21 protein-coding genes are annotated in these 24,535 nt (G+C 46.7%); 10 read left to right on the top strand and 11 right to left on the bottom strand.

What is annotated here, in order from left to right; all coding sequences use genetic code 11:
* Nucleotides 1-3 precede the first annotated feature (3 nt).
* The 3 genes from ilvN to Q0224_RS01340 all read right to left on the bottom strand — a co-directional run bounded on the left by ilvN (nucleotide 4) and on the right by Q0224_RS01340 (nucleotide 3,346).
* A complete protein-coding gene (gene ilvN / locus Q0224_RS01350; RefSeq protein WP_297916700.1) occupies nucleotides 4-474 on the bottom strand; it encodes an acetolactate synthase small subunit in 471 nt (156 codons plus the stop codon).
* Between the two features lies 1 nt (nucleotide 475).
* Nucleotides 476-2,170 carry an acetolactate synthase large subunit gene (locus tag Q0224_RS01345; RefSeq protein WP_297948475.1) on the bottom strand — a complete coding sequence of 565 codons (1,695 nt, stop codon included), beginning with the start codon at nucleotides 2,168-2,170 and terminating at the stop codon, nucleotides 476-478.
* A gap of 456 nt (nucleotides 2,171-2,626) precedes the next feature.
* Complete coding sequence (locus tag Q0224_RS01340; protein ID WP_297948472.1) at nucleotides 2,627-3,346, bottom strand: helix-hairpin-helix domain-containing protein; 720 nt, start codon at nucleotides 3,344-3,346, stop codon at nucleotides 2,627-2,629.
* A 112-nt stretch (nucleotides 3,347-3,458) separates the two neighbouring features.
* Between Q0224_RS01340 and pta the strand changes: the two genes are divergently transcribed.
* The 4 genes from pta (at nucleotide 3,459) to Q0224_RS01320 (ending at nucleotide 7,432) form a co-directional block, all read left to right on the top strand.
* Entirely contained in the window at nucleotides 3,459-5,057 is a 1,599-nt protein-coding gene (gene pta, locus Q0224_RS01335) for a phosphate acetyltransferase (RefSeq protein ID WP_297948470.1), read from the top strand.
* The gene (locus Q0224_RS01330) at nucleotides 5,058-6,290 is read left to right on the top strand and encodes an acetate kinase (protein ID WP_297948467.1); all 1,233 of its coding nucleotides are present in this window, start codon (nucleotides 5,058-5,060) and stop codon (nucleotides 6,288-6,290) included. It abuts the gene before it with no gap.
* Between the two features lie 519 nt (nucleotides 6,291-6,809).
* The gene (locus Q0224_RS01325; RefSeq protein WP_297948465.1) at nucleotides 6,810-7,100 is read left to right on the top strand and encodes a hypothetical protein; all 291 of its coding nucleotides are present in this window, start codon (nucleotides 6,810-6,812) and stop codon (nucleotides 7,098-7,100) included.
* Nucleotides 7,085-7,432, top strand: a complete 348-nt coding sequence (locus Q0224_RS01320) for a hypothetical protein (RefSeq protein WP_297948463.1) — start codon at nucleotides 7,085-7,087, stop codon at nucleotides 7,430-7,432. The genes Q0224_RS01325 and Q0224_RS01320 overlap by 16 nt, the downstream gene beginning before the upstream one ends.
* Before the next feature lie 243 nt (nucleotides 7,433-7,675).
* Here the strand turns inward: Q0224_RS01320 and Q0224_RS01315 are convergent, their stop codons facing one another.
* The 6 genes from Q0224_RS01315 to Q0224_RS01290 form a co-directional block, all read right to left on the bottom strand.
* Nucleotides 7,676-8,848, bottom strand: a complete 1,173-nt coding sequence (locus Q0224_RS01315) for a HAMP domain-containing sensor histidine kinase (RefSeq protein WP_297948460.1) — start codon at nucleotides 8,846-8,848, stop codon at nucleotides 7,676-7,678.
* Nucleotides 8,841-9,503, bottom strand: coding sequence for a response regulator transcription factor (locus Q0224_RS01310; protein ID WP_297948458.1), 663 nt, complete (start codon nucleotides 9,501-9,503; stop codon nucleotides 8,841-8,843). Before Q0224_RS01310 ends, Q0224_RS01315 begins: the two co-directional genes overlap by 8 nt.
* Nucleotides 9,503-9,745 carry a hypothetical protein gene (locus Q0224_RS01305; protein WP_297902676.1) on the bottom strand — a complete coding sequence of 81 codons (243 nt, stop codon included), beginning with the start codon at nucleotides 9,743-9,745 and terminating at the stop codon, nucleotides 9,503-9,505. The genes Q0224_RS01310 and Q0224_RS01305 overlap by 1 nt, the downstream gene beginning before the upstream one ends.
* A 431-nt stretch (nucleotides 9,746-10,176) precedes the next feature.
* Complete coding sequence (locus Q0224_RS01300) at nucleotides 10,177-11,166, bottom strand: methionine ABC transporter ATP-binding protein (protein WP_297948455.1); 990 nt, start codon at nucleotides 11,164-11,166, stop codon at nucleotides 10,177-10,179.
* A gap of 44 nt (nucleotides 11,167-11,210) precedes the next feature.
* Complete coding sequence (locus Q0224_RS01295) at nucleotides 11,211-12,197, bottom strand: diaminopimelate dehydrogenase (RefSeq protein ID WP_297948452.1); 987 nt, start codon at nucleotides 12,195-12,197, stop codon at nucleotides 11,211-11,213.
* 248 nt (nucleotides 12,198-12,445) lie between these two features.
* The gene (locus tag Q0224_RS01290; protein ID WP_297948449.1) at nucleotides 12,446-15,061 is read right to left on the bottom strand and encodes a valine--tRNA ligase; all 2,616 of its coding nucleotides are present in this window, start codon (nucleotides 15,059-15,061) and stop codon (nucleotides 12,446-12,448) included.
* A gap of 233 nt (nucleotides 15,062-15,294) precedes the next feature.
* Here Q0224_RS01290 and Q0224_RS01285 point away from each other — a divergent pair, with 233 nt between their 5' ends.
* The 6 genes from Q0224_RS01285 (at nucleotide 15,295) to Q0224_RS01260 (ending at nucleotide 22,003) form a co-directional block, all read left to right on the top strand.
* Nucleotides 15,295-16,071 carry a MetQ/NlpA family ABC transporter substrate-binding protein gene (locus Q0224_RS01285; protein WP_005870677.1) on the top strand — a complete coding sequence of 259 codons (777 nt, stop codon included), beginning with the start codon at nucleotides 15,295-15,297 and terminating at the stop codon, nucleotides 16,069-16,071.
* Nucleotides 16,072-16,185: 114 nt separating this feature from the next.
* A complete protein-coding gene (locus Q0224_RS01280) occupies nucleotides 16,186-17,010 on the top strand; it encodes a peptidylprolyl isomerase (RefSeq protein WP_297948445.1) in 825 nt (274 codons plus the stop codon).
* Nucleotides 17,011-17,240: 230 nt separating this feature from the next.
* Nucleotides 17,241-17,840: a DedA family protein gene (locus Q0224_RS01275; protein ID WP_297948442.1), complete on the top strand. Its 600-nt coding sequence runs from the start codon at nucleotides 17,241-17,243 to the stop codon at nucleotides 17,838-17,840.
* 315 nt (nucleotides 17,841-18,155) lie between these two features.
* Complete coding sequence (locus tag Q0224_RS01270; protein WP_005870686.1) at nucleotides 18,156-19,562, top strand: aspartate ammonia-lyase; 1,407 nt, start codon at nucleotides 18,156-18,158, stop codon at nucleotides 19,560-19,562.
* A gap of 286 nt (nucleotides 19,563-19,848) precedes the next feature.
* Entirely contained in the window at nucleotides 19,849-21,192 is a 1,344-nt protein-coding gene (locus tag Q0224_RS01265) for an anaerobic C4-dicarboxylate transporter (protein ID WP_297948439.1), read from the top strand.
* 283 nt (nucleotides 21,193-21,475) lie between these two features.
* Nucleotides 21,476-22,003 (top strand): NAD(P)H-dependent oxidoreductase, encoded by a 528-nt coding sequence (locus Q0224_RS01260; RefSeq protein ID WP_297948437.1) that lies wholly within the window; start codon nucleotides 21,476-21,478, stop codon nucleotides 22,001-22,003.
* 1,477 nt (nucleotides 22,004-23,480) lie between these two features.
* Here Q0224_RS01260 and Q0224_RS01255 read toward each other — a convergent pair.
* Both Q0224_RS01255 and Q0224_RS01250 read right to left on the bottom strand, forming a co-directional pair.
* Nucleotides 23,481-23,750 carry a hypothetical protein gene (locus tag Q0224_RS01255; protein ID WP_297948434.1) on the bottom strand — a complete coding sequence of 90 codons (270 nt, stop codon included), beginning with the start codon at nucleotides 23,748-23,750 and terminating at the stop codon, nucleotides 23,481-23,483.
* Nucleotides 23,747-24,157, bottom strand: a complete 411-nt coding sequence (locus tag Q0224_RS01250; RefSeq protein WP_297948431.1) for a hypothetical protein — start codon at nucleotides 24,155-24,157, stop codon at nucleotides 23,747-23,749. Before Q0224_RS01250 ends, Q0224_RS01255 begins: the two co-directional genes overlap by 4 nt.
* Between the last annotated feature and the right edge of the window lie 378 nt (nucleotides 24,158-24,535).

Genomic DNA, 24,535 nt, shown 5'->3' with positions numbered 1-24,535 from the left:
CGCTCACATATCCAGCGCGACGCTGCCGCCTCGGACGATGTCGATCGGATTGTATTTTTTTATCGTCTTTAAAAAGCCGTCGATGCGGTCTGCGTCGTCGCACGCCATGATGACGATCTTGCTGTCGTCGCTGTTTGCGATGCTGCCGTTGTAGGCTTTTAAAACGGCGTCAAGCCCCGCTAAATTTTCGCCCAGCGCGATCTTTACCAAAACCATCTCCTTTTCGACGAATTTTGCATCATCGATGACCTTGTAGACGGGGATCAGCTTATGAAGCTGCTTAGTGATCTGCTCTATGACGCGCTCGTCGCCCGAAGTGACGATGCTAAGGCGCGATAGACCGGTATTTGGGATCGGTGCAACGGTGAGGCTGTCGATATTATAGCCGCGCCCTGCAAAAAGCCCAGAGATCCGCGACAAAACGCCGTGCTCATCGGTAACGACGACCGAAATTACTCTTCTTATGCTATTCATCCTAAGACTCCTGCTCAAAAATCATATTATAAAGCGCGCCGCCTGCGGGTACCATCGGCCAGACGTTTTCGAAGCGATCGATCTTAGCCTCGATGACGCTCACCTTTTTGCTCGCAAGAGCCTGCTTCAGCGCATCCTCAAATTCCGCTTTGGTGCTAACGCTAAAGCCCACGCCGCCGAAGCCCCCCGCAATTTTTACGAAATCGGGCTGCGAGCTAAGATCGGTCGATGAGAAACGCTGCCCGTAAAATAGGCTCTGCCACTGCCGCACCATGCCTAAGAAATTGTTGTTTAATACGATATTTACGACGTTTAGACCGCTCGCACTCGCCGTCATCAGCTCTTGAATATTCATCAATATCGAGCCATCGCCGCTGAAATTTATAACGGGTCTATCTCCCGCATAAGCCTTCGCGCCCAATGCTGCAGGAAGCCCGTATCCCATCGTGCCCTGCCCGCCGCTACTTAGCAGAGTGCGCGGCTTGCAAAACGGATAAAACTGCGCGACCCACATCTGATGCTGTCCCACGTCCGTAGCGATGATAGCGTCCTCGCCCGCGATTTTTGCGGTACTTTGTATAACCCACTGCGGCTTTAAAATTTCATCGCTGTCGTTAAATTTAAGCGGGTGAATTTCATCGTATTTGCGGATGAGCTCGCGCCACTGCTCGAAATTTGCAGGGCTGACCTCGTTTTTAATGCGAGGCAGCATCTCCTCTAGCACCGATTTCACGTCGCCCACGATAGGATAATCCGCGTTTATGATCTTTGAGATCGAGCTAGGATCGATATCGACGTGGATGATCTTTGCGTTTTTGCCGAATTCGCTAAGCTTGCCGGTGACGCGATCGTCAAATCTCGCGCCCAAACAGATTATCAGATCCGACTCGCTAAGCGCCATATTTGCGGCGTAGCTGCCATGCATTCCTACCATACCGAGGCGGTTTTTATCATCGCTTCGCATAGCCCCCAGCGCCATAAGGGTTTCAACGACAGGGATCTGCGCAAACTCGCTAAGCTCGCGCACCAGCTCGCTTGCACCCGCGCTGATGACGCCGCCTCCGATGTAGAGGATAGGTTTTTTACAGCTTGCGATTAGCTCGACGGCTTTTTTGATCTGTTTAGAATTTCCCTTATAATTCGGCTTGTAAGTTTGCATCTTGATTTCGCTAGGATATTCAAAAACGCCCAGCTTCGCCGTCACGTCCTTCGGCACATCGACATGCACGGGCCCCGGTCTGCCGCTGCGAGCGATATAAAAAGCCTCTTTTAAAATTCTAGGCAGCTCTTCGATCGTTTTAACTAGATAGTTGTGTTTGACGCATGGGCGCGAAATTCCGATCGCATCGATCTCTTGAAAGGCGTCGGTGCCGATGAGCGAGGTCGCAACCTGCCCGCTAATAAGCACGATCGGGATGCTGTCGCTATACGCCGTAGCAAGCCCCGTAAGCGCGTTCGTAAATCCAGGACCGCTCGTGACGACAGCCACGCCGACCTTGCCGCTAGCGCGCGCGTATCCGTCCGCAGCCATCGCCGCGGCCTGCTCGTGGCGCACCAAAATGTGTCTGAAGTATTTTTGTTTGTAAATTTCATCGTATATGTTAAGCGCCGCGCCGCCCGGATAGCCGAAAACCACCTCGACCCCCTCCTGCCGCAACGCCTCCACGATCATCTGCGATCCGCTAATTTCTTTCATACGCCCATCCTGTTTCGTTGGAATAATTTTGTGATTATATTATTTTGTAAATTAAATTTCACGAATTTTAGGCGCTAAATCGGGTCGAATTTAAAATTTAATAGCGGCGCAGACTGGGGCAAAATTTCGGAATTTAGCGAGAGTAGAAAAGGCAAATTTAAAATTTAGCCATAAATTTAAAACGGACGGGATGTTCGGATTTAAAATTTTAAAGTGCAGATTTTATCTTGACAAAACACAGCGCATCAGTTTTAACATAGAATTTTAGATTGAAATTTTACCACGCTAGGCTCGATTAAATTTACAAAATTCTTTGAAATTTTATCGTAGCGCAGAGCGATGCCAGCGTAAATTTTAAATTCCATCGCTACAAAATTTTAAAATTTAGCCGTAAATTTAGGGCGGGCGGAATCTCGATTATAAAATTCTAAAATTCCGCCCACGTAAAATTAAATTTTAAAACCCTCTATCTACCTGCACGCCTACGCCTACGCTAGCACAGTTACCGCTTTGCGGATCGCAGTCGCCGAAGCTTGTGACGCTGCTGGATCTTTTCGAGCGGATCGTTCCCATATGCATAGGCACCGGCATGTTACGGCGCGAGCTTCCGCCGATTTCGCTATCGCTCGTACTGCCAGAACTTCTCCTGCGAGAATAATCATCGCGCGGAGGTGGCGGTGGTGGAGGAGGTGGTTTTATACCTCCCGGAGGTGGTGGCATACCGCCAGGAGGCGGGGGAGGAGGCGGCATCATGCCGCCATGCCTACCATATCCTCGCGGAGGAGGTGGCGGTAAAGTGCCGGTTTCTGTGATCGTGATGCCATTGCCGTAATTTTCAACGCGTCTGTAAGTAGAGCCTCCGTAAACCGTGCGGGTGCGGGTCTTTTCGACCACGACTATATCGCGCTCAGGCTGCACCGGCTGCTGCACATTAGCTCTAGGCGATATTTCAAAGCTCTTCTGCAGTTTAGTGGTATCGTAACTTGCAAAGCCGTTAATGCCCTTTAGCTCATCTGGACTTGAAATTTCGCGCTTTTGGCGGTATTGCATAAGCATATCCGCCCTGCCCGCATCAAGCCCACCGATCGTCATCAGCTCGTAGCGACTAGCTTCATTTATGTTGATTTTCGCCGCGGCGAGGCTCACTAAAAGAGCCAAAATCACTAAATTTTTCATGTGCGCTCCTTTGTTGGAAGTTACCAAATTCTAAACCCTCACGATAAATCTTTGATTAACACGCAAGCAAAATTTTGCTACAATTGCCTATCTTATTTCAAAGGATCAACCGATGAACGGAATTTTGCTCCTATGCGACGAACCCGCCGCCTACCAATCCGAGCTAAAAAAACTAGATAAAATTTTATCCATGAGCTTTCACAACGTTTTGCAACTTTGCATCGCTGGCGATAATGCCCTTTTTAGCAGGAGCGAACTTGAAAAAGCGCTCGCAAACGGGCAAGATGAGCGCGTGCGAAAGGCGGCGATAGAGCGCTTCGCACAAATTTTAGAGCAGTGTAATTTTGTGCTGGTTCGCGGCGTAGCGGGAGCTGATCTGCGCGAGCTAAATTTACAAATCGCAAAGGATCTAAATATCCCCGTTTGCGGATTTTATCCTAACGAAATTGCCGCGCGCATCGGCACGCGCTTGATCACCGCAGCAAAAGCGGTAAGCTTTGCCAGCATATATGAGGATAAAATTTCATTTTCTGCGCTAAGACCTGCACAAGAGGGTGCAAATTCTAAAAAATCGGAGCTTTGCGGCAAAAATTCTGCTTGCGAAAGCGATGCAAAATTTCACGACGAAAATTCCGCTTGCCAAAGCGGCGCGATAGAGCTTGATAAAGTCGTTGCCGACAAGAGCTACTTCACGGACGCCGCAAACTCCACGCGCTGTGAAATTCTAACCCCGTTGAAATTTGAAAGCAAGCTCTACGCCAAGGCTCGCGCGAACGTTAAAACCGTCGTGCTACCAGAAAGCGACGATGAGAGAATTCTGCGCGCGGCTGCGATTATAAAACAAAGCGGCGCGGCAAATTTGATCCTTCTGGGGCAGCAAGACGAAGTGCAAAAAAGCGCAAGCAAGTTAGGTCTCGATCTAGCGGGCGTTAAAATTTTAGATCCGCAGACGGATGCGAGCTTGGAAAAATTTGCGCGCGATCTATATGAGCTTCGCAAGGCAAAGGGTATGAGCGAGGCGCAGGCGCGCGATTTAGTGTGCGATCGCACCTACTTCGGCACGATGCTCGTGTATGAAGGGCTAGCCGATGCGATGGTAAGCGGTGCCGGCACGACTACCGCAGAGACGATCCGTCCCGCACTTCAGATCATCAAGACAAAGCCCGGCATCTCAAGCGTTAGCGGCGCATTTATAATGTGCCTGGATACGCAGGCTCTGCTTTTTGCCGACTGCGCCGTGGCGCCGAGCCCGAGCGCGGAGTATCTGGCAGGTATCGCGATCTCAAGCGCCGCGACCGCAAAGGCGTTCGGGCTTGAGCCGAGCGTGGCGATGCTAAGCTACTCAAGCGGCGATAGCGGCAACGGCGATAGCGTGGAATTCATAAAAACTGCAACGCAAAAAGCGCGCGAAAAGGCGCCGGAGCTTCTAATCGACGGACCGCTGCAATTCGACGCCGCAGTCGATGCCGCAGTAGCAAAGAAAAAAATGCCGGGCTCTGCGGTCGCAGGACGCGCGAACGTATTTATTTTCCCCGATCTTAACTGCGGAAATATCTGCTATAAGGCCGTACAGCGCACCGCAGGCGCCGTGGCGATCGGGCCGATTTTACAGGGCTTAAAAAAGCCGGTAAACGATCTAAGTCGCGGCTGCAAGGTCGCCGACATCGTAAACACGATACTTATCAGCGCAATTCAAGCGGGAGATAATTAAATGGATATCCTAGTCATAAATTCCGGCTCGAGCTCGGTTAAATTTAAATTCCACGATATGCTAAATCACGCCTGCATCGCAAGTGGGCTCATCGAGGAGATCGGCTCGACGCACGCAAGCGGAAGCATCAATTGCGCCAACGGACGAAGCATAAAGGTTGAAAACGAGCAAATTCCAAATCACGAAACCGCGATCGCAATCGCGATTGATCTTTTAAAACAAAGCGGAGTAATCAAAGATCTAACTCAAGTAGGCGGCATCGGACACCGCATCGTTCAGGGTGCGGATTATTTCGACGCTCCCGCGCTCATAGATGAGGACGTAATGGCTAAAATCGCCGAGCTTGCGCCGCTTGCACCACTACACAATCCTGCAAATTTAGCGGGTATCAAATCCTGCCTGAAGATCGCTCCTAAAATTCCAAACGTCGCGGTTTTCGATACAATATTTCATCAAAGTATCCCACCGTATGCGTATATGTACGCGCTGCCATATGAATTCTACGAAAAATACAAAGTTCGCCGCTACGGCGCGCACGGCACGTCGCATTGGTTCGTCTCGACGATGGGAGCGAAATTTTTACGTAAGAAATACGAAAACTTCAACGCCATTACGCTACATCTTGGCAACGGCTCGAGCGTGAGCGCCATAGAAAACGGCAAATGCATCGACACCTCAATGGGGCTAACGCCGCTTGAGGGGATCATCATGGGCACCAGATGCGGCTCGATCGATCCCGCTATCATCCCATACATCGAGCGCGTCGCGGGCTACAACGCGCAGGATATGGACGTCATAATGAACAAAAAAAGCGGACTTTTGGGCATCTGCGGTGCAAGCGATCTGCGAAAGGTATATGAAAAGATGGAAGGCGGCGAGCCGCGCTCGAAACTTGCGTTTGAGATGCTCGTTTACAGCGTCGTTAAGATGATCGGAGCGTATTATGCCGTGCTCGGGCGCGTGGACGCTTTGATCTTTACCGGCGGTATCGGCGAGAATGCGCCGCATTTTAGGCAAAATGTCTGCGAGAAGCTCGCTCATATCGGCATCGAAATCGATGCGACAAAAAACGCCAAAAATACCGGCTCGATTAGAAATTTAAGTGCGGCGGATAGTAAAATCAAAACGCTCGTAATCCCTACCAACGAGGAACTTGCGATCGCTGAAGCTACGGTCGATACGATCAACAAAAACTCCGCGCAGATCGACTATCAGAAATACTCGGAATTTTAAATTTTATCTAGCGGGATTCCGCGGTTATTTTGCGAGCAACGATACCAACTTGCCTTTTTTGTTAGGCAATTAAATTTTAGGTTTTGGCTGCGAGCTTGCGTGAAATGAAAGGGCTTTCTTTATTTTAGTGGCTTTCTGGCTCCGACGATACGAGAAATTGCTACGCTACGCACGGGTTTAAATTTTATTTGTCGCTTCCGATAAGGCTTAAATTCTTGCTCGGAAGAGGCGGAGCGGAAGGGGCTATACTTGCGAAGCACCCTTTTACTTTGCTTCGGCTAGCAACCGCAAGCAGGTCTACCGCCCAAACCCCGCCTAGATCACTGCGCGTTAGAAGCGGCAATTCTTTGTTTGTAAAAAAGCATTGCTCGGTTAAATTTAATAAATTTTATTTCAAATTTAACCGCAAAATTCCAAAACAGGTCCTTATTGTGAAATTTACCGGATAATAAGGCATAGAATTTTAAAATTTAGCGCAAGCCGGGTTTTGGCACGCAAACTTTATTAAAGGAGCGAACGATGAGCGATCTGCCGAATTCTCAAGGCGCGCAAGAGCAAGAGGCGTCATATCCCGATACGAAATTTACTAAATTTTTCGGGCGACTTTACGCGGCGGTTTTTGCGCTGTTTGCGATCACGGCGCTTAGCGTATTCGTGCTACCCGAAAATATTTTAGACGCAAGCGCGGCATGCGCGGACTTCGTTAGATTTATGAAGCGGTTTTTTCCAAACATCGCCGCAATCGGCAAAATAAGCCCGCATACGCAGCTTGCGGAATTTTACGTCGTAGCATTGTGGGTACCTATTTAACGGCTTTCGCGCTAAGCTGCGTGTATTATCCAATCGCCGTATTCTTATACAAAAAAGAGCTTCCCGCCGTCAAGACGCAGCTATTTGTGATATTGCTCGCTATACCTTTCGCTTACTGGGAATTAAACAATTATTTCTACGCCGATTTTGCCGTAAACGGCATCCCGCACAGAGTAGGCAGCGGACGGATATTTCCTACTTTTGCGAGCAGAGAGAGCCTATTTGGCTGGATATCGTTTTTCACAGCCACCTCGATGTTTATGAGTATGCTTGTCGTGATTTCGCTTAGCGATATAGTCCACTGGATATATCTATCGAGAAATAAAAGCTAAATTTTATAAAATCATGGACGAATAACATTCCGCACCAATAACTTTCAGGGTCATTTTACGAGCGCAAAGCGAACGACTGATAAAATTCCGCGCTTCGTTTTAGAACAAAAACAAGCGACGATTAAATTTAAACGCTCCAGCAATTAGAGCCCTTTTGCGCGGAATTTAAGCGACCAAACTACGATTAAATTTAAACCGCAAGCGACCGCTTTTAAATTTTAAATTTCACTAAATTTTAAAATTTTACTCTCGCCACGTAAGGCGAAAGGTCGTTATCTCGCCCGGCACGCTGTCGTAGGAGATAGAAAAGGAGTATTTTTTGCAGACCTCGCTTACGATGCTAAGCCCGATTCCAAAGCCGCCCTCGCTTGAGTTAAAGCGCGCAAAGCGCCTGAAAATTTCGTCGCCCTTTTTCCTGTCGATCCCCTCGCCGCTATTTGAGATCGCTAGCTCGCCGTGCCTTAGCCGCACATCCACGTAGCCGCCTGCATCGGCGTATTTTACGGCGTTGCTTAGCAGATTGTCGATCAGGCGCGAAATTTCATAGACGTTTGCGTTCATGCTCGCATCCGCAAGATCGGTTTTAAGGCTTAGTCTGCGCTTTTGAATAAACGGCGCGAAGTATTCGCAGCGCGAAGCGACGAGGCTCTTTAGATCGATCGAGCTAATCTCGCCCTCCTTATTCATACCGAAGGTTAAAAACACGAGATCCTCGTAGATGCGCGAAAGCGTCTTAGCGGCAAGGTCGATATTAGCGATGCGTTTGGCGTTGTATTCCCCAAGCTCCGCGTGCCGCATCGTCTCGACGCTCATGGAGATGATGCTAAGCGGAGTGTTGATCTCGTGGGTGCTATCCTTGATGAAGCGATTTAGCGTATCGATCTTATCGTAAAGCGGCTTGGTGCCTAGCCGCACCAGATAAAACGCCACGGCTAATATCACACCCAAAAGCGCTATCATCATCGCTGCGGTTTTGATACGAAGCGTTAAAATTTCGCCCTGCACGCTACTTCCAAGCAGAATGATTTTAGCCTTGGAAAAGGCGTTTCGCTCCTCCATATTTTGCAGATTCTCATAAATTCCTAGCCTACCGCCACTTATAAATTCCGCCTTTAGCTTCGCTTTATCAAGTGCGCCAAGCTCACCACTGCAGCCGTAAATTTCATCAGAGTTTGGCTTAAATATACACGCACTCACGCCCTTTTCGCGCTCAAAGTCCGCCAGTGAGCCCAGCCCGTCCATGCTTGCTTTCATATAGATCATCATTTTGATCTCTTTTAGCTCTTTTATCCTGTGCGAAAGTAGCGCGGCTTCGTTCATCCTGTAATTTATGTTGAAAAAATATCCCAAAAACAACGCACTTGAAATGAGATACAAAGATAAAATTTTAAGCGTTAAAGCGGTCTTTTCAGACATACAGATACCCTGCGTTACGGCGATTTATGATGTGCTCTTCGCCTAGGACGCGGCGTAGATTTTTGATATAAGTTCGCAGCGCTTCCTCGCTCGGAGTTTCGTCAAAAGCGTAGATCGCGGAGAAAATTTCATCCTTGCTTAAAAGCCTGTTTTTATTTTGTAAAAAAAGCGCCAGCAGCTCGCGCTCTTTGTTTGAAAGCGCGACGGGCACGCCCGATCTGCGTAGCTCTTTGCTTGCAAAGTAAAATTTAAACTCGTCGTCAATAGTTACAAAATCATCAAAATTATGGCTGAAGTTTCGCTTTATGAGCGAATTAACGCGCAGCAGCAGCTCTTTTAATTCATACGGTTTTTTGAGATAATCGTCGCAGCCGCTTTTAAAACCGACCTCAAGATCATCGAGCGTATTTAGCGACGTAGCAAATATCGCAGGAGTGTGATCGCCGTTCTTGCGTAGCTCTTTTAAAAGTGAGAATCCGTCGCCTTTGGGGATTTTTACGTCAAAGATAAAAAGATCAAATTTTTGCTCATAAGCAAGATCTGCAGCGCTTTGAGCGTCGCTGCAAACGCACACATCAAAGTCTGCATTTCTTAAATATTCGCCGATGAGATCGCAAAGGGTCTCATCGTCCTCTACGAGTAAAATTTTACTCACTACATCTCTTTTTTAATCTCTTTTTTCATCTCTTTTTTTGCATGAGAGCCCTTTTTAACGGCATCTTTTTTCATACCATGCGTCTCGTGCTTCATATGTTTCATCTCAGCTTTCACCTCTTTCGCACCATTATGCATTGATGTATTGGCGTCCTTCATCTCATCTTTCATGCCCATATCGGCAGCTACGGCAAAAGTGCCAGCAAATAGCGCACTAAGCGCAAACAAAGTAAGTTTTTTCATTACGTACTCCTTAAAAAAAATTAGTGGAATTATACTTCCGTAAAAGTGAAGTAAGTGTGAAATTCCGAAAAAATTCAAATTTAAATTTAAACGCCTGTAATTTCAAACGCGGAGCGGCTTAAATGCGCTCGGTCGGTCGCGATCTCTGAAATTTAAATCGCCTCGCTACGGCTAGTCAAATTCTAAACGCAAATCAAAGCTAGCCAGAGCGCACGCCAACAGCGCATCGCCGAGCTTACTTTATCGAGGCAAAATAGAAATTTAAACCGCCGGCGAAACTAATTAAATTTATAATGCCACGGCTCGGTCATTAAATTTAAAACGCCGCGCGAGTCTTTAAATTTGCGGCATCGCGCGAGCTTTTAAATTCGCCATGCCGCATAAGCCCTTAAATTTAGTGCGGCGCGAGCGCACAGGGCGCGAAATCGCACCTAGATCGCGGCGCAGCTTTTGATCTCATCCTCGCTTACGATCTCGTAGATCACGCCCGCGTTTTTGATAAATTCCTCCACGCGCGCGACGTGTGCGGGCTCTACGTTGATCACGAGGCTTCCGACGACGTTTTTATCGAGGCGCTCGAGCTTGCCCCAAACGATGTTAAAATTTATCTCCAAAGCGCGCGCCATGTGCGTGATCACGCTGTCAAACGCGACTGCGGGCGGGAAAAAGAGCCTGATATTCACACCGCTTGCGGGCAGCACCTCCTCCTCGCCCAAAAACTCCTTCATATTCTCATCCGGGTGCAAAAACAGCGAGACGATATCGCCCGAGTTGCTCACGCGCCCGCCCTTAAGCAGGATCGCGCGCTGCGCGATACCCTTTACGACCTCCATCTCATGCGTGACGAGCACGATCGTAATGCCCAGCTCGCGATTGATGCGGCGCAGAAGCGATAAAATTTGCGCGGTAGTGTTGGGATCAAGCGCCGAAGTCGCCTCGTCGGATAGCAAAATTTTAGGGCTTAATGCAAGCGCGCGCGCAATCGCCACGCGCTGCTTCTGTCCGCCGCTAAGCTCGCTGGGGTAGGCATTTGCTTTATCTGCAAGCCCCACGAGCTTCAAAAGCTCGGCGACGCGGCGCTTCGTGTGATCCTCGGGATGGCCCCAAAATGCTAACGGCGTGGCAACGTTTTGCGCGACGCTGCGGCGGCTCATTAGTGCGAAGTGCTGAAAAATCATACCGATATTTTTGCGCAGTTCACGGATCTGAGCGGCGCTTAGCTCTCTTACCTCCCTGCCCTCTACCTTAAGGCTTCCTTCTTGATAGTCCTCAAGACCGTTTATGCAGCGCAGCAGCGTGCTTTTACCCGCGCCGCTGCGACCGACGATGGCAAAAATTTCGCCCTGCTTTACCTCCAGACTCACATCGTCGATCACGCAGGTTTTGCCGTAAAATTTCTTTAAATTCTCTATCTTTATCACTCAGATTTCCTCGTTCATAATTCCGCCGAAACGCCCCCGGAAATTTATAAAATTTCGCGCCTTAGCTCATCTGCGCTCTTTGGCGAAAGAAGCGCCGGAGCGATATCGAATACGCTAAACGCGCCGCGCTCGCCCCTTTTTGCTAAGCGATACGCCGCGCGGGCGTAGGCTACTAGTACGCTAGCGGTAAATTCGGGATTTGAATCAAGCTTTAGCGAAAACTCGATCAGATGCTTATTTTCGCCGCGCTCGCCGGTCGCTCCGCTTCGCAAGACGAATCCTCCGTGAGGGATGCCGCCGTGCTCTTTTTTAAGCGTTTCAAGACTTACGAAATGCACGCTCGTGTCGTAATCGGCGAAGTAATTGGGCATCGTTTTTATCTCTTTTTCTATGCGCGCTTTATCGGCGCCCTCTTCGGCTACGACGTAGCACTCGCGCAGGTGTTTTTCGCGCGTGCTAAGTCTCGGGTTTCCGCCAGCGCGAACTCGCTTCAAGGCGCTTTCTATCGGCACGGTGTATTGGCGTGCGTCTATGACGCCCTCAATCCTGCGGATGGCGTCGGAGTGGCCTTGGCTTACGCCTTTGCCCCAAAACGTATAACTGCTGCCGTTTTCCAGTACACTCTCGCCAAATAGTCTATTTAGCGAAAACAGTCCCGGATCCCAGCCTACGGCGATGATGGCAACTTTTCCGCCTTTTTTGGCTGCGGCGTCTACCGCGGCGAAGTGCTCAGGGATTTTCGCGTGCGTATCGAAGCTATCTACGACGTTAAAGCTCTTTGCAAATTCTGGCGTCTGCGTCGGCAGATCCGTCGCGCTACCGCCGCAAAGCACCAAAACGTCAAATTCGCCCTTGTGCGATAAAATTTCATCCGCGCTAAATACCGGAGCGCCGCATGTTTTTACCTCGCTTGGATTTCTGCGGCTAAAGACTGCCGAAAGCTCTAAATCCTTGCTATTTCGCGCGGCAAGCTCCACGCCGCGACCTAAATTTCCATATCCCAAAACCGCTATTTTTATTTTTTCGCTCATTTTTTATCCTTGATAAATTTTAAAATTTAGCGCGTAAAACGGCGCGCCGCCGATGAAATTTTACCTCAGTAGGAAATAATAAATCACGTATAACCAACTTAAAAATCCGTGGATTATCGCCCACATTATGCTTTTATTGACTCCCCATGATAGTGCAACGGCTATGACCGTGCCTAAAGTAAATCCACCTATACTACCTTTTGACATATTTTTCTCCTTGATTTAAAATTTAAGCTCAAACTAGCGGGCTACTCGCCAAACGCCTTTAGCTCGTCGCATACTTTGGCGAATTTCTCCTGCGCGCTTTGCAGCCCTTCGCGGTTGGCTTCGACTACGGCTTGCGGGGCGGAGGCCACGAATTTCTCGTTATTTAGCATGCCTGAGAGCTTTTCGATCTCTTTTTGCAGCTTGGCTTTTTGCGCGTTAAGTCGCGAAATCACGCCGCTAAGATCGACCCCCTCAAGCGGTACGAAAGTTTCTAGCCTCTCGCTTACGTCGCGAGCGGAATTTGCGATGTTTTGCTGCGTAAATTCCACTTCATCGACCTTTGCTAGCGTTTTGATGTAATCCGCGGCGGCGCTTAGATCGACTGCGGATTTGACGTAGGCTTTGGCTACGCGCACATTGCCGAGCTCGATCGTCGCCTTTGCGCGGCGAATGCTAACGATCGCTTCTATAAGAAGCGAAAATAGCTCCTCGATCCGCTCGTCGCGCTCGCCAGGATGTGGGTATCGCATCACCATGATGGAGCGCGCGTCTTGCAGCTTCGTGCCGCTTAGCTCCTGATACAGATACTCGCTTAAAAACGGCATAAACGGGCTTAGCAGCTTCATCGCTTCTTTAAAAATCATCCCCAGCTCGCCGATCGCGGCCTTGTCCGCCTTGCTAAGCTCGATGCCCCAATCGCAAAACTCGTCCCAAAAAAACTTATAAAGCTCGGTCGCAGCGTCATTGAAGCGGTATTCGTCTAAATTTTCCCGCACCGCGCCCACGCAGCAGTTAAAGCGCGAAAGCATATATTTGCCGAGGCTCGTTTTGATCCGCGCCGCGTCCAAATCGTCAAATTTAGAAGCGTTTAAAAGCAAAAATTTGCTCGCGTTATAGAGCTTATTCGTAAAATTTCGATATATCAAAAGCTTATCGTCGCTAAGGCGCAGATCGCGCCCCTGCACGCACAAAATCGTAAGTGTAAAGCGCAAAATATCGGCGCTAAATTCATCGATTTTTAGCAGCGGATCGACTACGTTTTTGCTCGATTTGCTCATCTTTTTGCCGTCTTTATCCTTAACCAAGGCGTGCAGGTAGATGTCGCGAAACGGCAGATCGCCCATGGCGTTTTGGCACTGAAACATCATGCGCGCGACCCAGAAAAACAAAATGTCAAAGCCGGTAATCAGCATGGTATTCGGATAAAATTCGCTCAAATCCTCCTCAAACCACTTCTCGTTTTTCAGCGCCTCACCGTTGCCCCAGCCAAGCGTACTGATCGGCCAAAGACCGCTTGAAAACCACGTGTCGAGCACGTCGGGATCTTGAGTAAAATTTTTACCGCCGCATTCCGGGCAAGTATCGGGGCTCTCTCGCTCATCCGCCCACTGATGGCCACAGTCGCAGTAAAACACGGGAATTCTATGCCCCCACCACAGCTGGCGACTGATACACCAGTCCTTCAGCTCGCGCATCCAGGCGTTGAAGCTATTAATCCAGTGCTTCGGGAAAAATTCCGCCTCGCCGGAATTTACTTTGGTAATTGCTTCTTTTGCGATATCCGCGCGCACGAACCACTGCTGCGAGATGTACGGCTCGACGACGTTTTTGCAGCGGTAGCAGTAGCCGACTTGATTTTCGTAGTCCTCGATTTTTTCGATAAAGCCTAGCCTCTCAAGCTCCGCTACGATCTGATCGCGCGCGGCAAGTCGCTCTAAGCCTTGGAATTTACCACACCGCTCGTTTAAAATTCCTTTTTCGTCAAAAACGGTGATAAACTCCAACTCGTGGCGCTTGCCGACCTCGTAGTCGTTGGTATCGTGCGCCGGCGTGACCTTCACGGCGCCCGTTCCGAAGCTCATATCGACGTATTCGTCGGCGATGATCTCGATCTCGCGGCCGATTAGCGGCAGCACGACTTTTTTACCGATCAAATTTTTATAGCGCTCGTCCGCTGGATTTACCATGACGGCGGTGTCGCCGAAGTAGGTTTCGGGGCGCGTCGTCGCAACAACAATAAATTTATCTTGCGCGTCCGCAAAGTAGTAGCGCAGATGATAAAGTTTGCCCTTGTTTTCCTTATGTTCGACCTCCACGTCGCTTAGCGCGCCATCGTGCGTGCACCAGTTTACCATGTAGTTTCCGCGCACGATGAGCCCCGCGTCGTATAAATTTACGAAGGCTTTACGCACGGCGTTTTTAAGCCCCTCATCCATCGTGAAGCGCTGTCTGCTCCACGCAGGCGTGACGCCAAGGCGCTTCATCTGCTTTACGATCTGCCCGCCGCTTTGCTCCTTCCAGTGCCAAACGTGCTTTAAAAACTCCTCGCGCCCTATCTCTTCTTTTTTGATCCCTTGCGCCAAAAGCTCGCGCTCGACGACGTTTTGCGTCGCAATGCCAGCGTGATCGAGTCCAGGCTGCCAAAGCGTACGGTAGCCGTCCATTCGCTTGTATCGCGTCATTATGTCTTGCAGCGTAAAAGTGAGCGAATGCCCGATATGAAGCACTCCGGTGACGTTTGGAGGGGGCATCATAATGCAAAAGTTTTTGCCTTTTTGCTGAATATCTTTATTGCCGTCGATCTCGAAATAACCGCGCTGCTCCCAAATTTTATAAAAGCTCTCCTCTACGGCTTTCGCGTCGTAAAAATCTGCCATTTTCAGCCCTTTTTTAAAATTTTAAATTTTGCGATTTTAGCGGAATTTATGTAAAGCGCTCATTAAAGCGTGCCAATTCTGCATTATACAATAAAATGTAGTATTTAAATATATATATAAATATCGAATTTTAGAATATTTTAGATAAAATTTTAAAAAATCATATAAAAACACTTGACATTAAAAATTCTACCTGCTATAATACTGCGAAATTTTAACCAAAAGGATTAAATATGAAGAAATTTCTTCTCGCTTCGCTTCTTAGCGCCAGCGTCGTCAGCTTCGCTCTTGCCGAAAAAATCGTAGTCGCCGCTACTCCGATACCGCATGCCGAAATTTTAGAGCAGATTAAGCCTGATCTAAAAGCCCAAGGCTACGATCTTGAGGTCAAGGTTTTCAACGACTACGTAACCCCTAACCTCGCTACTGATAGCGGCGACGTGGATGCGGGATTTTTCCAGCACGTGCCATATATGGAGGAATTTAACGCTAATAAAGGCACGAAGTTAAAAGCGACCGTGGGTGTGCACTTAGAGCCGATGGGCATCTACAGCCATAAGATTAAAAATTTAAAAGATCTTAAAAACGGTGCCAAAGTTGCCGTGCCGAACGATCCGACTAACGAAAGCCGCGCTCTTGATCTGCTCGTAGCCGCGGGGCTCATCGAAGTAGATCAAAACGCTAAGCTTCGCACGCCGCTAGATGTCACGAAAAATCCTAAAAATTTAGAAATTTTAGAGCTTGAAGGCGCCGCGCTTCCACGCACCCTGGGCGATGTCGATATTGCGGTTATCAACTCAAATTTTGCCTTTAACGCAAATTTAAACCCAATCAAGGATTCGCTATTTTTAGAAAAGGCTGAGGGCAACCCTTACACAAATGTTATTAGCGTTAAAGAAGGCAACGAAAACAGCCCTAAAATCAAGGCGCTAGATAAAGCAATTCAAAGCGAGAAAGTGAAAAAATTCATCGAGACGCAATATAAAGGCGCAATCATTCCATCGTTTTAACTCCTCTCTTTTTAAAATTCGGCGCACGATTCGCGCCGAATTTGCTGGCATTCGCTATTTTATTTACTATCTTTTTTTATAATTGCGCGAAATTTACCGAGTAAAGGAAAAATAATGAAAAGAATTTTATCTTTCAGCTTTGTTGCCGCTATGGCTATATCTTCGCTTAATGCAGGCGTTTTGGCTACTGCAAAAGACGCGAATATCACTATTACAGATGAGGATGTTGCACCGTTTTTAGCTCAAGGTATGCAGCACGGCGGACAGGAACCGACCGCCGATGAGAAGAAAAAACTAATCGATGATCTAATCAAATACAAACTTCTAATCGCAGAGGCGAAAAAATCAGGCATTGAAAACAGCGACGAATATAAGCATCAGCTAGAGCTTGCTAAAGATGGCATCGCATTTAATCTATGGCAACGCGAACAGGCTAAAGACGTAAGCGTCAGCGACGAGGAAGCTAAAAAAATTTATGATGAAAATAAACAGAATTTCATGCAACCAGATTCCGTTACCGCAAGTCATATCTTAGTAGCAGACGAAAAGGCTGCTAAAAACGCGATTGCGAAGCTATCAAAAGTCAAAAAAGAGAATTTAAAAGAGGAATTTAATAAGCTAGCTAAAGAAATTTCAATCGATCCAAGTGCGAAAGAAAACGGTGGCGATTTGGGCTCTTTCGGTAAAGGGATGATGGTGCCGGAGTTTGAAAAAGCGGCGTTTGCGCTAAAAGATGGTGAGATGAGCAAAACGCCGGTAAAGACGCAATTCGGATATCATATAATCTACAAAGAAAGCAGCAAAAAGGCTGAGACTATGCCGTTTGAAAAGGTAAAAGATCTCATCAAAAATCAATTACTTCCAAGCAAAGTAAACAAAAAAATCGATGACAAGGCTAATGAGCTATTCGGCAAACTAAACATCGAATACGCAAAATAGTTTATTTAAGGCGTGAGGCTATTAAATTTATATGCAAGTTCGCTGCAGCGGCAACTTGCAAGGATAAAATTTAGCCCGCGCCTTTGTTTTATATGCGCTAAATTTCGCGAAATTTTAAGCCACTCTTATATCGACAGATTGTTAAATTACAAACTTATTCGCTCTGCTGATGCTAAATTTCGCGAAATTTTAAGCGCAGTCGGTTTTTTACATTAAATCAAGGAATTCAAATGCTTTCTAATATCGTAAATTTTATCGTAGAATTTGTCGCAGGTTGGGGATACCTTGGCATTTTTGTGATGATGTTTTTAGAAAGCAGCTTCTTTCCCTTCCCAAGTGAAGTAGTGATGATCCCTGCGGGCTATCTGGCCTCAAAATCGCAGATGAGCTTTGTTGCGGCATTTGTTTGTGGGCTTGGCGGCAGCATCACCGGCGCGCTGTTTAATTACTATCTATGCTATTTTTTTGGACGTAAGATTATCGCTAAATACGGCAAATACGTAGGTATCACCGAGGAGAAATTTGCAAAATTCGAAGCTTTTTTTAACCGCCATGGTGAAATTTCAACGTTTAACTGCCGCTTGATCCCGGGCATTCGTCAATACATCAGCCTTCCTGCGGGCCTTGCAAAGATGAATGTCGCACGCTTCGTGCTATTTACCGGGCTTGGGGCTGCGATTTGGACATTAATACTTATGAGCCTGGGATATTTCATCGGCGAAAACGAGGAACTAATCAAGCAAGATCTGCATCTAATTACGATCGCTTTGTTCGCCATCGTCATTATAATCTCGCTTCTATATGTTTATTTTATAAAACGCAAAAGATAGCTCCGCGCTAGTAAATACAAATACAATGAAAAATTCCATTTTATCGCCTTTAAGTTCAAATTTTTCAAATTATAATTTAAGCTAAACAAGAATTTTTATAATTTCACTTTCATAATTTACCTATAATACGATATTTCTATTAAAGTGTAATTATGCCTTAGTAGCGAATTCCAAAATATTTTTTAAGTAAAATTCTATTTAAAGCCTTAAACAATCGCACTAATTTCTAAATTTTAATTTTTCGTTACGTTTTAAGCTACTTTTAATACTAAAAGCTTTAAAATTCCATTAACAATTTCAACGAAAGGACTTATTATGGCAAAGACCAGAAAAGAACACGATTTCATCGGTGAATTAGAAATTTCCGACGATTTTTACTACGGTGTGCAGACATTTAGGGCACTAGAGAACTTCCATCTAAGCGGACGAGCGCTCAAAGACTATCCGTTTTTTATCAAAGCATTTGCACAAATCAAAAAAGCAGCTGCATTAGCCAATAAAGAGGTCGGAGTCCTAGACGCACAAAAAGCCGATGCGATTGCAAAAGCTTGCGACAGGCTCATCGCAGGAGAGTTCAGAGATCAATTCGTAGTCGATATGATCCAAGGCGGCGCCGGAACTTCGACGAATATGAATACCAACGAAGTCATTACTAACATAGCTTTGGAGAGCATGGGACACAAAAAGGGCGAATACCAATACCTCCATCCAAACGATCACACAAATTTGGGTCAAAGCACTAACGATACCTATCCTAGCTCGATCAAAGTCGCCGCTTACGCCAAGCTAACCGATCTACTAAAAGCTATGGAAAATTTGAAAAAAGAGCTTGAAGTTAAAGCCAAAGAATACAAAGATGTCATCAAAATGGGAAGGACGGAGCTTGAAGACGCCGTTCCTACTACTCTTGGAAACACTTTCAACGCTTTTGCTACCTACATCAAAACCGATATCGCGCTTATCAAAGCTGCTAGAGAGTCGATGACTTACCTAAATATGGGCGCTACGGCGATTGGTACGGGTATCAACTGCCATCCTGATTACAAAAACGTAGTCGAGAAAAAACTAGGCGAAATCACCGGCGTTAAATTTAAAGCCGCAGAGGATTTCATCGCCGCTACACAAGACACCGCAGACTTCGTTCACGTTAGTGGCGCGCTAAAAACAGCTGCCGTTCGCCTAAGCAAGATCGCAAACGACCTACGTCTTATGAACTCCGGTCCTAGATGCGGTCTAGGCGAAATCGAGCTTCCTAAGATGCAACCGGGCAGCTCCATCATGCCGGGCAAAGTAAATCCGGTCATCGCCGAGGTCGTAGGCGAGGCTTGCTACGAGGTTATCGGCAACGACGTTACGATTATGCTTTGCTCAGAGCGCGGAGAATTCGAGCTTAATGCGTTTGAGCCTGGCATCGCATATGCGTTATTTAACTCGATCGTGCTTTTGGAAAATGCGATGAATACACTAGCTGAAAAAGCTATCAAACATCTAAAGGCAAACCCTGAAGCTTGCCTAAAATCGGTGTTAAATTCCGTCGGTATCGTTACGGCGTTTAATCCTTACATAGGTTACGAAAAATCCGCAAGTATCGCCAAAGAGGCACTTCAGACCGGAAAATCCGTCGGCGAAATCTGCCTAGAGCGCGGATATTTGAAAAAAGAGGAGATCGATAAGATCCTAGAGCCTAAATCTATGCTCAACCCACATATGAGCAAAAAATAGTTTCAAACTAGGTGCGGCGCGGAATTTCGTCGGTTAATTTAATAGGCGAAATTCCGCAAAGTAGAATTCTAAATAGATAAGATTGATCGTGCAGAATTCCGTAGATGCAGAATTTCATCAAGTTAGATTTAGCTTCCGTGGAGTAAAATTCCACTTGCGAAATTTTAGGATAAAATTCCGCATAGAATTCCGACCACTGAATTATAAAGATAATTCGGATTTTACCTGCTGAAATCTTTAGAATTCTGCGCGCCGTTAAAAAAATTACTTTATAAGGAGTTTTGCAATGGACTTTATGGTGATATTGCAATTTATCGTGTTGCTCGGCGGCATCTACCTAGGCGTTAAGCTAGGCGGCATGGGCGTCGGTTATGCAGGCGGCTTGGGCGTTATCGTCCTAGCCATTTTGGGCATGAAGGTTGATATGAAGGATATCCCGATTGACGTTATCCTAATTATCGCATCGGTAATCTCCGCGATTACGGCGCTGCAAGTCGCAGGCGGACTTGATTATTTGGTGCAGGTAGCATCTAAAATTTTAAGGAAAAATCCTAAGCAGATCAACTTCCTAGCGCCTATCGTTACCTATCTACTTACGATACTTGCGGGCACCGGACATACTGCGTTTTCTATGATCCCGGTTATCGTCGAGGTCGCAAAGACGCAGAACATCAAGCCTTCCGCTCCTCTTGCGCTTTCGGTTGTTTCGTCTCAGGTAGCGATCACTGCGAGCCCTATTTCGGCGGCGTTCGTCGCTATGAGCGGTCTGTGCGAGAAGCTGGGCGTTAGCTATCCTAAACTCTTGTTTATCTGCATCTCTACTACCTTTGTAGCTATGTTGATTACGGCTTTTATCGTAAATAAATTCTACGATCTCGATCTTTCAAAAGATCCTGTTTACAAAGAAAGACTTTCAAAAGGTCTTGTAGCTGAGATCAAAGCCGAGGAGTATAAAGAGCCGAAACCTTACGCGAAAAGATCGGTTGCGATATTTGCCGTCGGCGTTTTGATCGTCGTTTGCTATGCGCTTGCGATCTCAAAGAGCGTCGGCTTGGTAGAAAAACCGATCCTTTCAAGAGATAGCGCGATCATCAGCTTTATGCTAACTATCGGCTTTCTTATCGCTGTTTTATGCAAGATTGATACGGGCAAGCTGCTCTCTACCAGCACCTTCCAAAGCGGTATGAATGCGTGCATCTGCGTCATCGGTATCGCGTGGCTCGGTACTACTTTCGTAAACGGTCACATCGACAGCATCAAAGAGGTAGCTAAAAACGTTGTTACGCAGTATCCTTTCGTACTAGCCGTCGCGCTATATTTCCTAAGCTGCTTGCTATACTCGCAGGCTGCGACCACAAAGGTTATGATGCCTGCAGTTGCTGCCGCGCTTGGAATGACTAGCCCTGAAAATTCCGGTCAAATTTGGATCTTGGTCGCATCTTTCGCAGCCGTTTCGGGCTTGTTCGTGCTCCCTACCTATCCTACGACACTCGGCGCGATCGCCATGGACGATACCGGAACGACTAGAGTCGGTAAATTTGTATTTAACCACTCATTCTTCCTTCCGGGAACTATTATGGTTGCGATTTCGGTCGCTCTAGGATTTTTAGTAGCTCCTGCGCTAATCTAAGATTAGTATTCCTTTCATTTGCGCCGAATTTTTCGGCGCATTTTTAACCACATTTAAAATCTTTAATATAATTTAGTAGGTAAAATTCTATCGATTTTGGGGCCTGCCGTACTTGCTTATAAAATTTAACTTCTAATTACATACAAAAACTATAAGCCTGCCAGTAGTATTTGAGTGGAAGTAAAATTTCACTTGAAATTTCATACCCATATTATGCTGGATGATAAATCAAAATTTCAGCCAAAAAACATATAATGTAAGAAAATTAAAACAAGGATAAAATATGAAAAATCTCATCATCATCGCTCATCCCGATATGGCAAGCTCGCACGCAAACAAGGCGTGGCGCGAGGTAGCCAAAAAGCAAGCGGATAAATTTGATATTCACGAAATTTACGCCGCTTATCCGAACGGCAAAATAAACGTAGCGCGCGAGCAGGGGTTACTTTTAAGCCACGATAAAATTATCATTCAGTTTCCACTTTATTGGTACAGCTATCCGCCGCTTTTAAAGCAATGGTTCGACGATGTATTTGCCTACGGCTGGGCTTACGGCAGCACCGGCGACAAGCTAAAAGGTAAAGAATTCGCCCTAGCGATCACTATCGGCGATGAGCGAAACAACTATAAAAAAGACGGCACGATCGGATTTGACATAGAGGAAGTTATCACGCCTTTTAAATGCGCGATGAATTTTACAGGCGCCAAGCTGCTGCCGTGCCACTTTGGCTATGGATTTTCATTTCATCCAGATAGCGAATATATCGCAAAAAGTGCAGAAAAATACGAAGAATTTTTAGCAAAATTTTAAAATTTACAAAGGCAAAATCGCTTTTTAGTCGAGAAATTTTATTTTAAAAAGTGACGGATGAAAATCATCTTTTCATCCACACTACTCGATACGCTTCCTGTATCGCTATTTTTTGCGTTGCACACGCAGCCTGCTGACATAATCCCCCGCTCTTTTGATCGTAAAATTTTACTCCCTTCTCTTCTCCCCTAAATGGGCAAAGTTTACGTTAAAAATTTATACGAAATTTTTCTGTATGAAGCATGCTTTAGTACAACCATATAAAAATCAATGAGCATAAAATTTTACCTAAAAATTTGCACCCGCTCGCAATAATACTCGTCCTAAATTTCCACAAGGCGCTAAAAAACTATGCATGCCCACCCGGCTCAAACCCTCCGCTAAATTCATAAAACGCTGCGAACTACGCGTTTACCGCTACTGAGCTGTATATGCTGTCATGAGTCCGCCAAGCTCATCCTCATCAATGTCAAAACAACAATCACTCATCTTGCTAGAAAGTGCGTCAGCTGGCAGGTATCAAGGAGAGTTACTGCGAAAGCGGTGCAAAATACGATACCTCCGCGCCGAGCTGCTTAGTACTTGCTGCTCTGCGCGCGCAAACCCAAGATCCAAAAAGAGATTTAAAGTAAAGTAGCGCCTGCCACCCTACGCGCGTGCAAACAGCTCAAAGCTGCCAAAAAGTTTGCGCTCACTTCGCCACTGAGCGCAATTTGCCTATTGCGCGCCTATTAATGCTTTCAGATTTCAACCTGTTCGCTTTTACTTTCCGTCTTTAAATGCCTGCATACAGCTAGCTGCAAAGACGTATTAGCTGGATATGCCTTGTAGCTCGCCCCCCTCATGCCCTCGATAAAAATCCGCCGTAATTTATGTAGATATTTGACAGCAGGATCGTTTGGATACGATCTTTCATATGAAGCCCAAAAACGCTACGCCGATACAGATGCGCACCATTTTTTTGCTCTGCGCGCGCTGCCTGCGTCGCTGCGGTCACAATTTTTCTGATACGACACTTAAAGACAACCTATCGCCAAAACTACCGAAAAGCTTTTAGCCTTGTTTTTTCTGCTTTAGAATTTAGTCTCAATCAGTTCTTTGCTAATAAACCGACAGAACTTCCATGCGTTTGGTATATCAGCTCATCCACGCGGAATTTAGCTAAATTTTTATTTAGATTCTTAAAAACGTGCCAACTTTTCTATCGCGTCTTATTTCGGATAACAGCAAAATTCTACCCCCACACTGCAAAGAGTTAAATTCTATCGAGCAAATTTATTAAAAATTTTAAGAGTAGCAGAAGTAGTAATAGATGATTAATGCTTTTCTATATAGATACCGACGCCAAATTTTAATAAAAAGATATCCATTAAATTTACGCTCTTTAAATTAGCCAGCAAAAGCTTAAATTTCAAGGTTTCCTGCTAAAGTAAAGCCCACAACGCTTCATCAAGCGGCGCAAAAGCCGCTTTGAATTTTACTCCGTGACGCGATTTACCCAGATCAAAAACTCATCGCTCGGGTTCTCGTCGTCTATATGCGCGGGCGTGACGAGCTCAAGCGCAGTTTGCGGGATCGTCGTTTTAAACGTCTCCTTGAGCCACTGCTGAAATTCTACGTTTGGATGCACAATAAAGTCGTCGCTGTTTGGCGGCGCACTAAAATCCTCGTCCCAGCAGATTTCATCGTATCCGATCGCGAGCAGTCGCAAAAAATCTAGCCCGCTATGAGCCAAAACGCAGGTCATGCTCGAGCCCGAGCCGGAGCCCATGTGCGGGGTCTAGCCTCGCCCGCATCGTCCAGCCACAGCGCGCACATCGAGCCCTCCGAGCCGCTGCCTGCGAATACGCAAAGCCGCCGCTTGATCTCCGCAGTAAGCTCGCGATCCTCGCCGTAAAACCAATACCTTAGCTCCTCGCCGCGATTTTTCGGCTCATCCGTGAAAAATACGATGTCCGTGCCGCCCTCGCGCTCATCGTCGCTCCAGCTCTGCCGTAGCCGATCCTGCGGGTAGAGATAGCCTCGTCTGCGCCCGCCCGCGTCGTCATAAAAGCCGTTTGCCTCGACCCACGCATAAAGCGCCTGGGTCTCGCTCGGCACGCGCATACCCTGCGGTAATGCCTCGCGCAGCTGCGCCAGTAATAAATTTTCCACGATCGCTCCTTTTGTTAAATTTGTCGCTCGAATTTTACTGCGTTTCGGCTAAATTTACGGATATTTTGTCTGATATTTTGCGGCGTTTTACGCGCCCCGTCGCCGCAAGCGCAAATCGGCTCTTTAAATTTAGCCGATTTAGTTGTGATGCGCACGCCGCAGCGATATGGGCGCATATTTGAAAAAGGTATGAGAATTTTCACTAGAAAAATGCGTAAAATTTTACGACCTGAATTTTACTATTTTAAGGTTTCTTTGCTTTTTTTGTAGAAATTTACGGTTTTAAATTTAGCTCGCCGCAAAGAGTAAAATTTTGACGAGCAATACCTATAAATTTAAAATTTCCCGCGCCTTTTGCTTGCACGCCTCAAATTTTTG

Origin of the sequence: uncultured Campylobacter sp., assembly GCF_938002845.1 — a bacterium.
Classification (GTDB): domain Bacteria; phylum Campylobacterota; class Campylobacteria; order Campylobacterales; family Campylobacteraceae; genus Campylobacter_B.
Note: the sequence above shows the minus strand (reverse complement) of the source record. Positions and strands in the feature narration are given on the sequence as shown.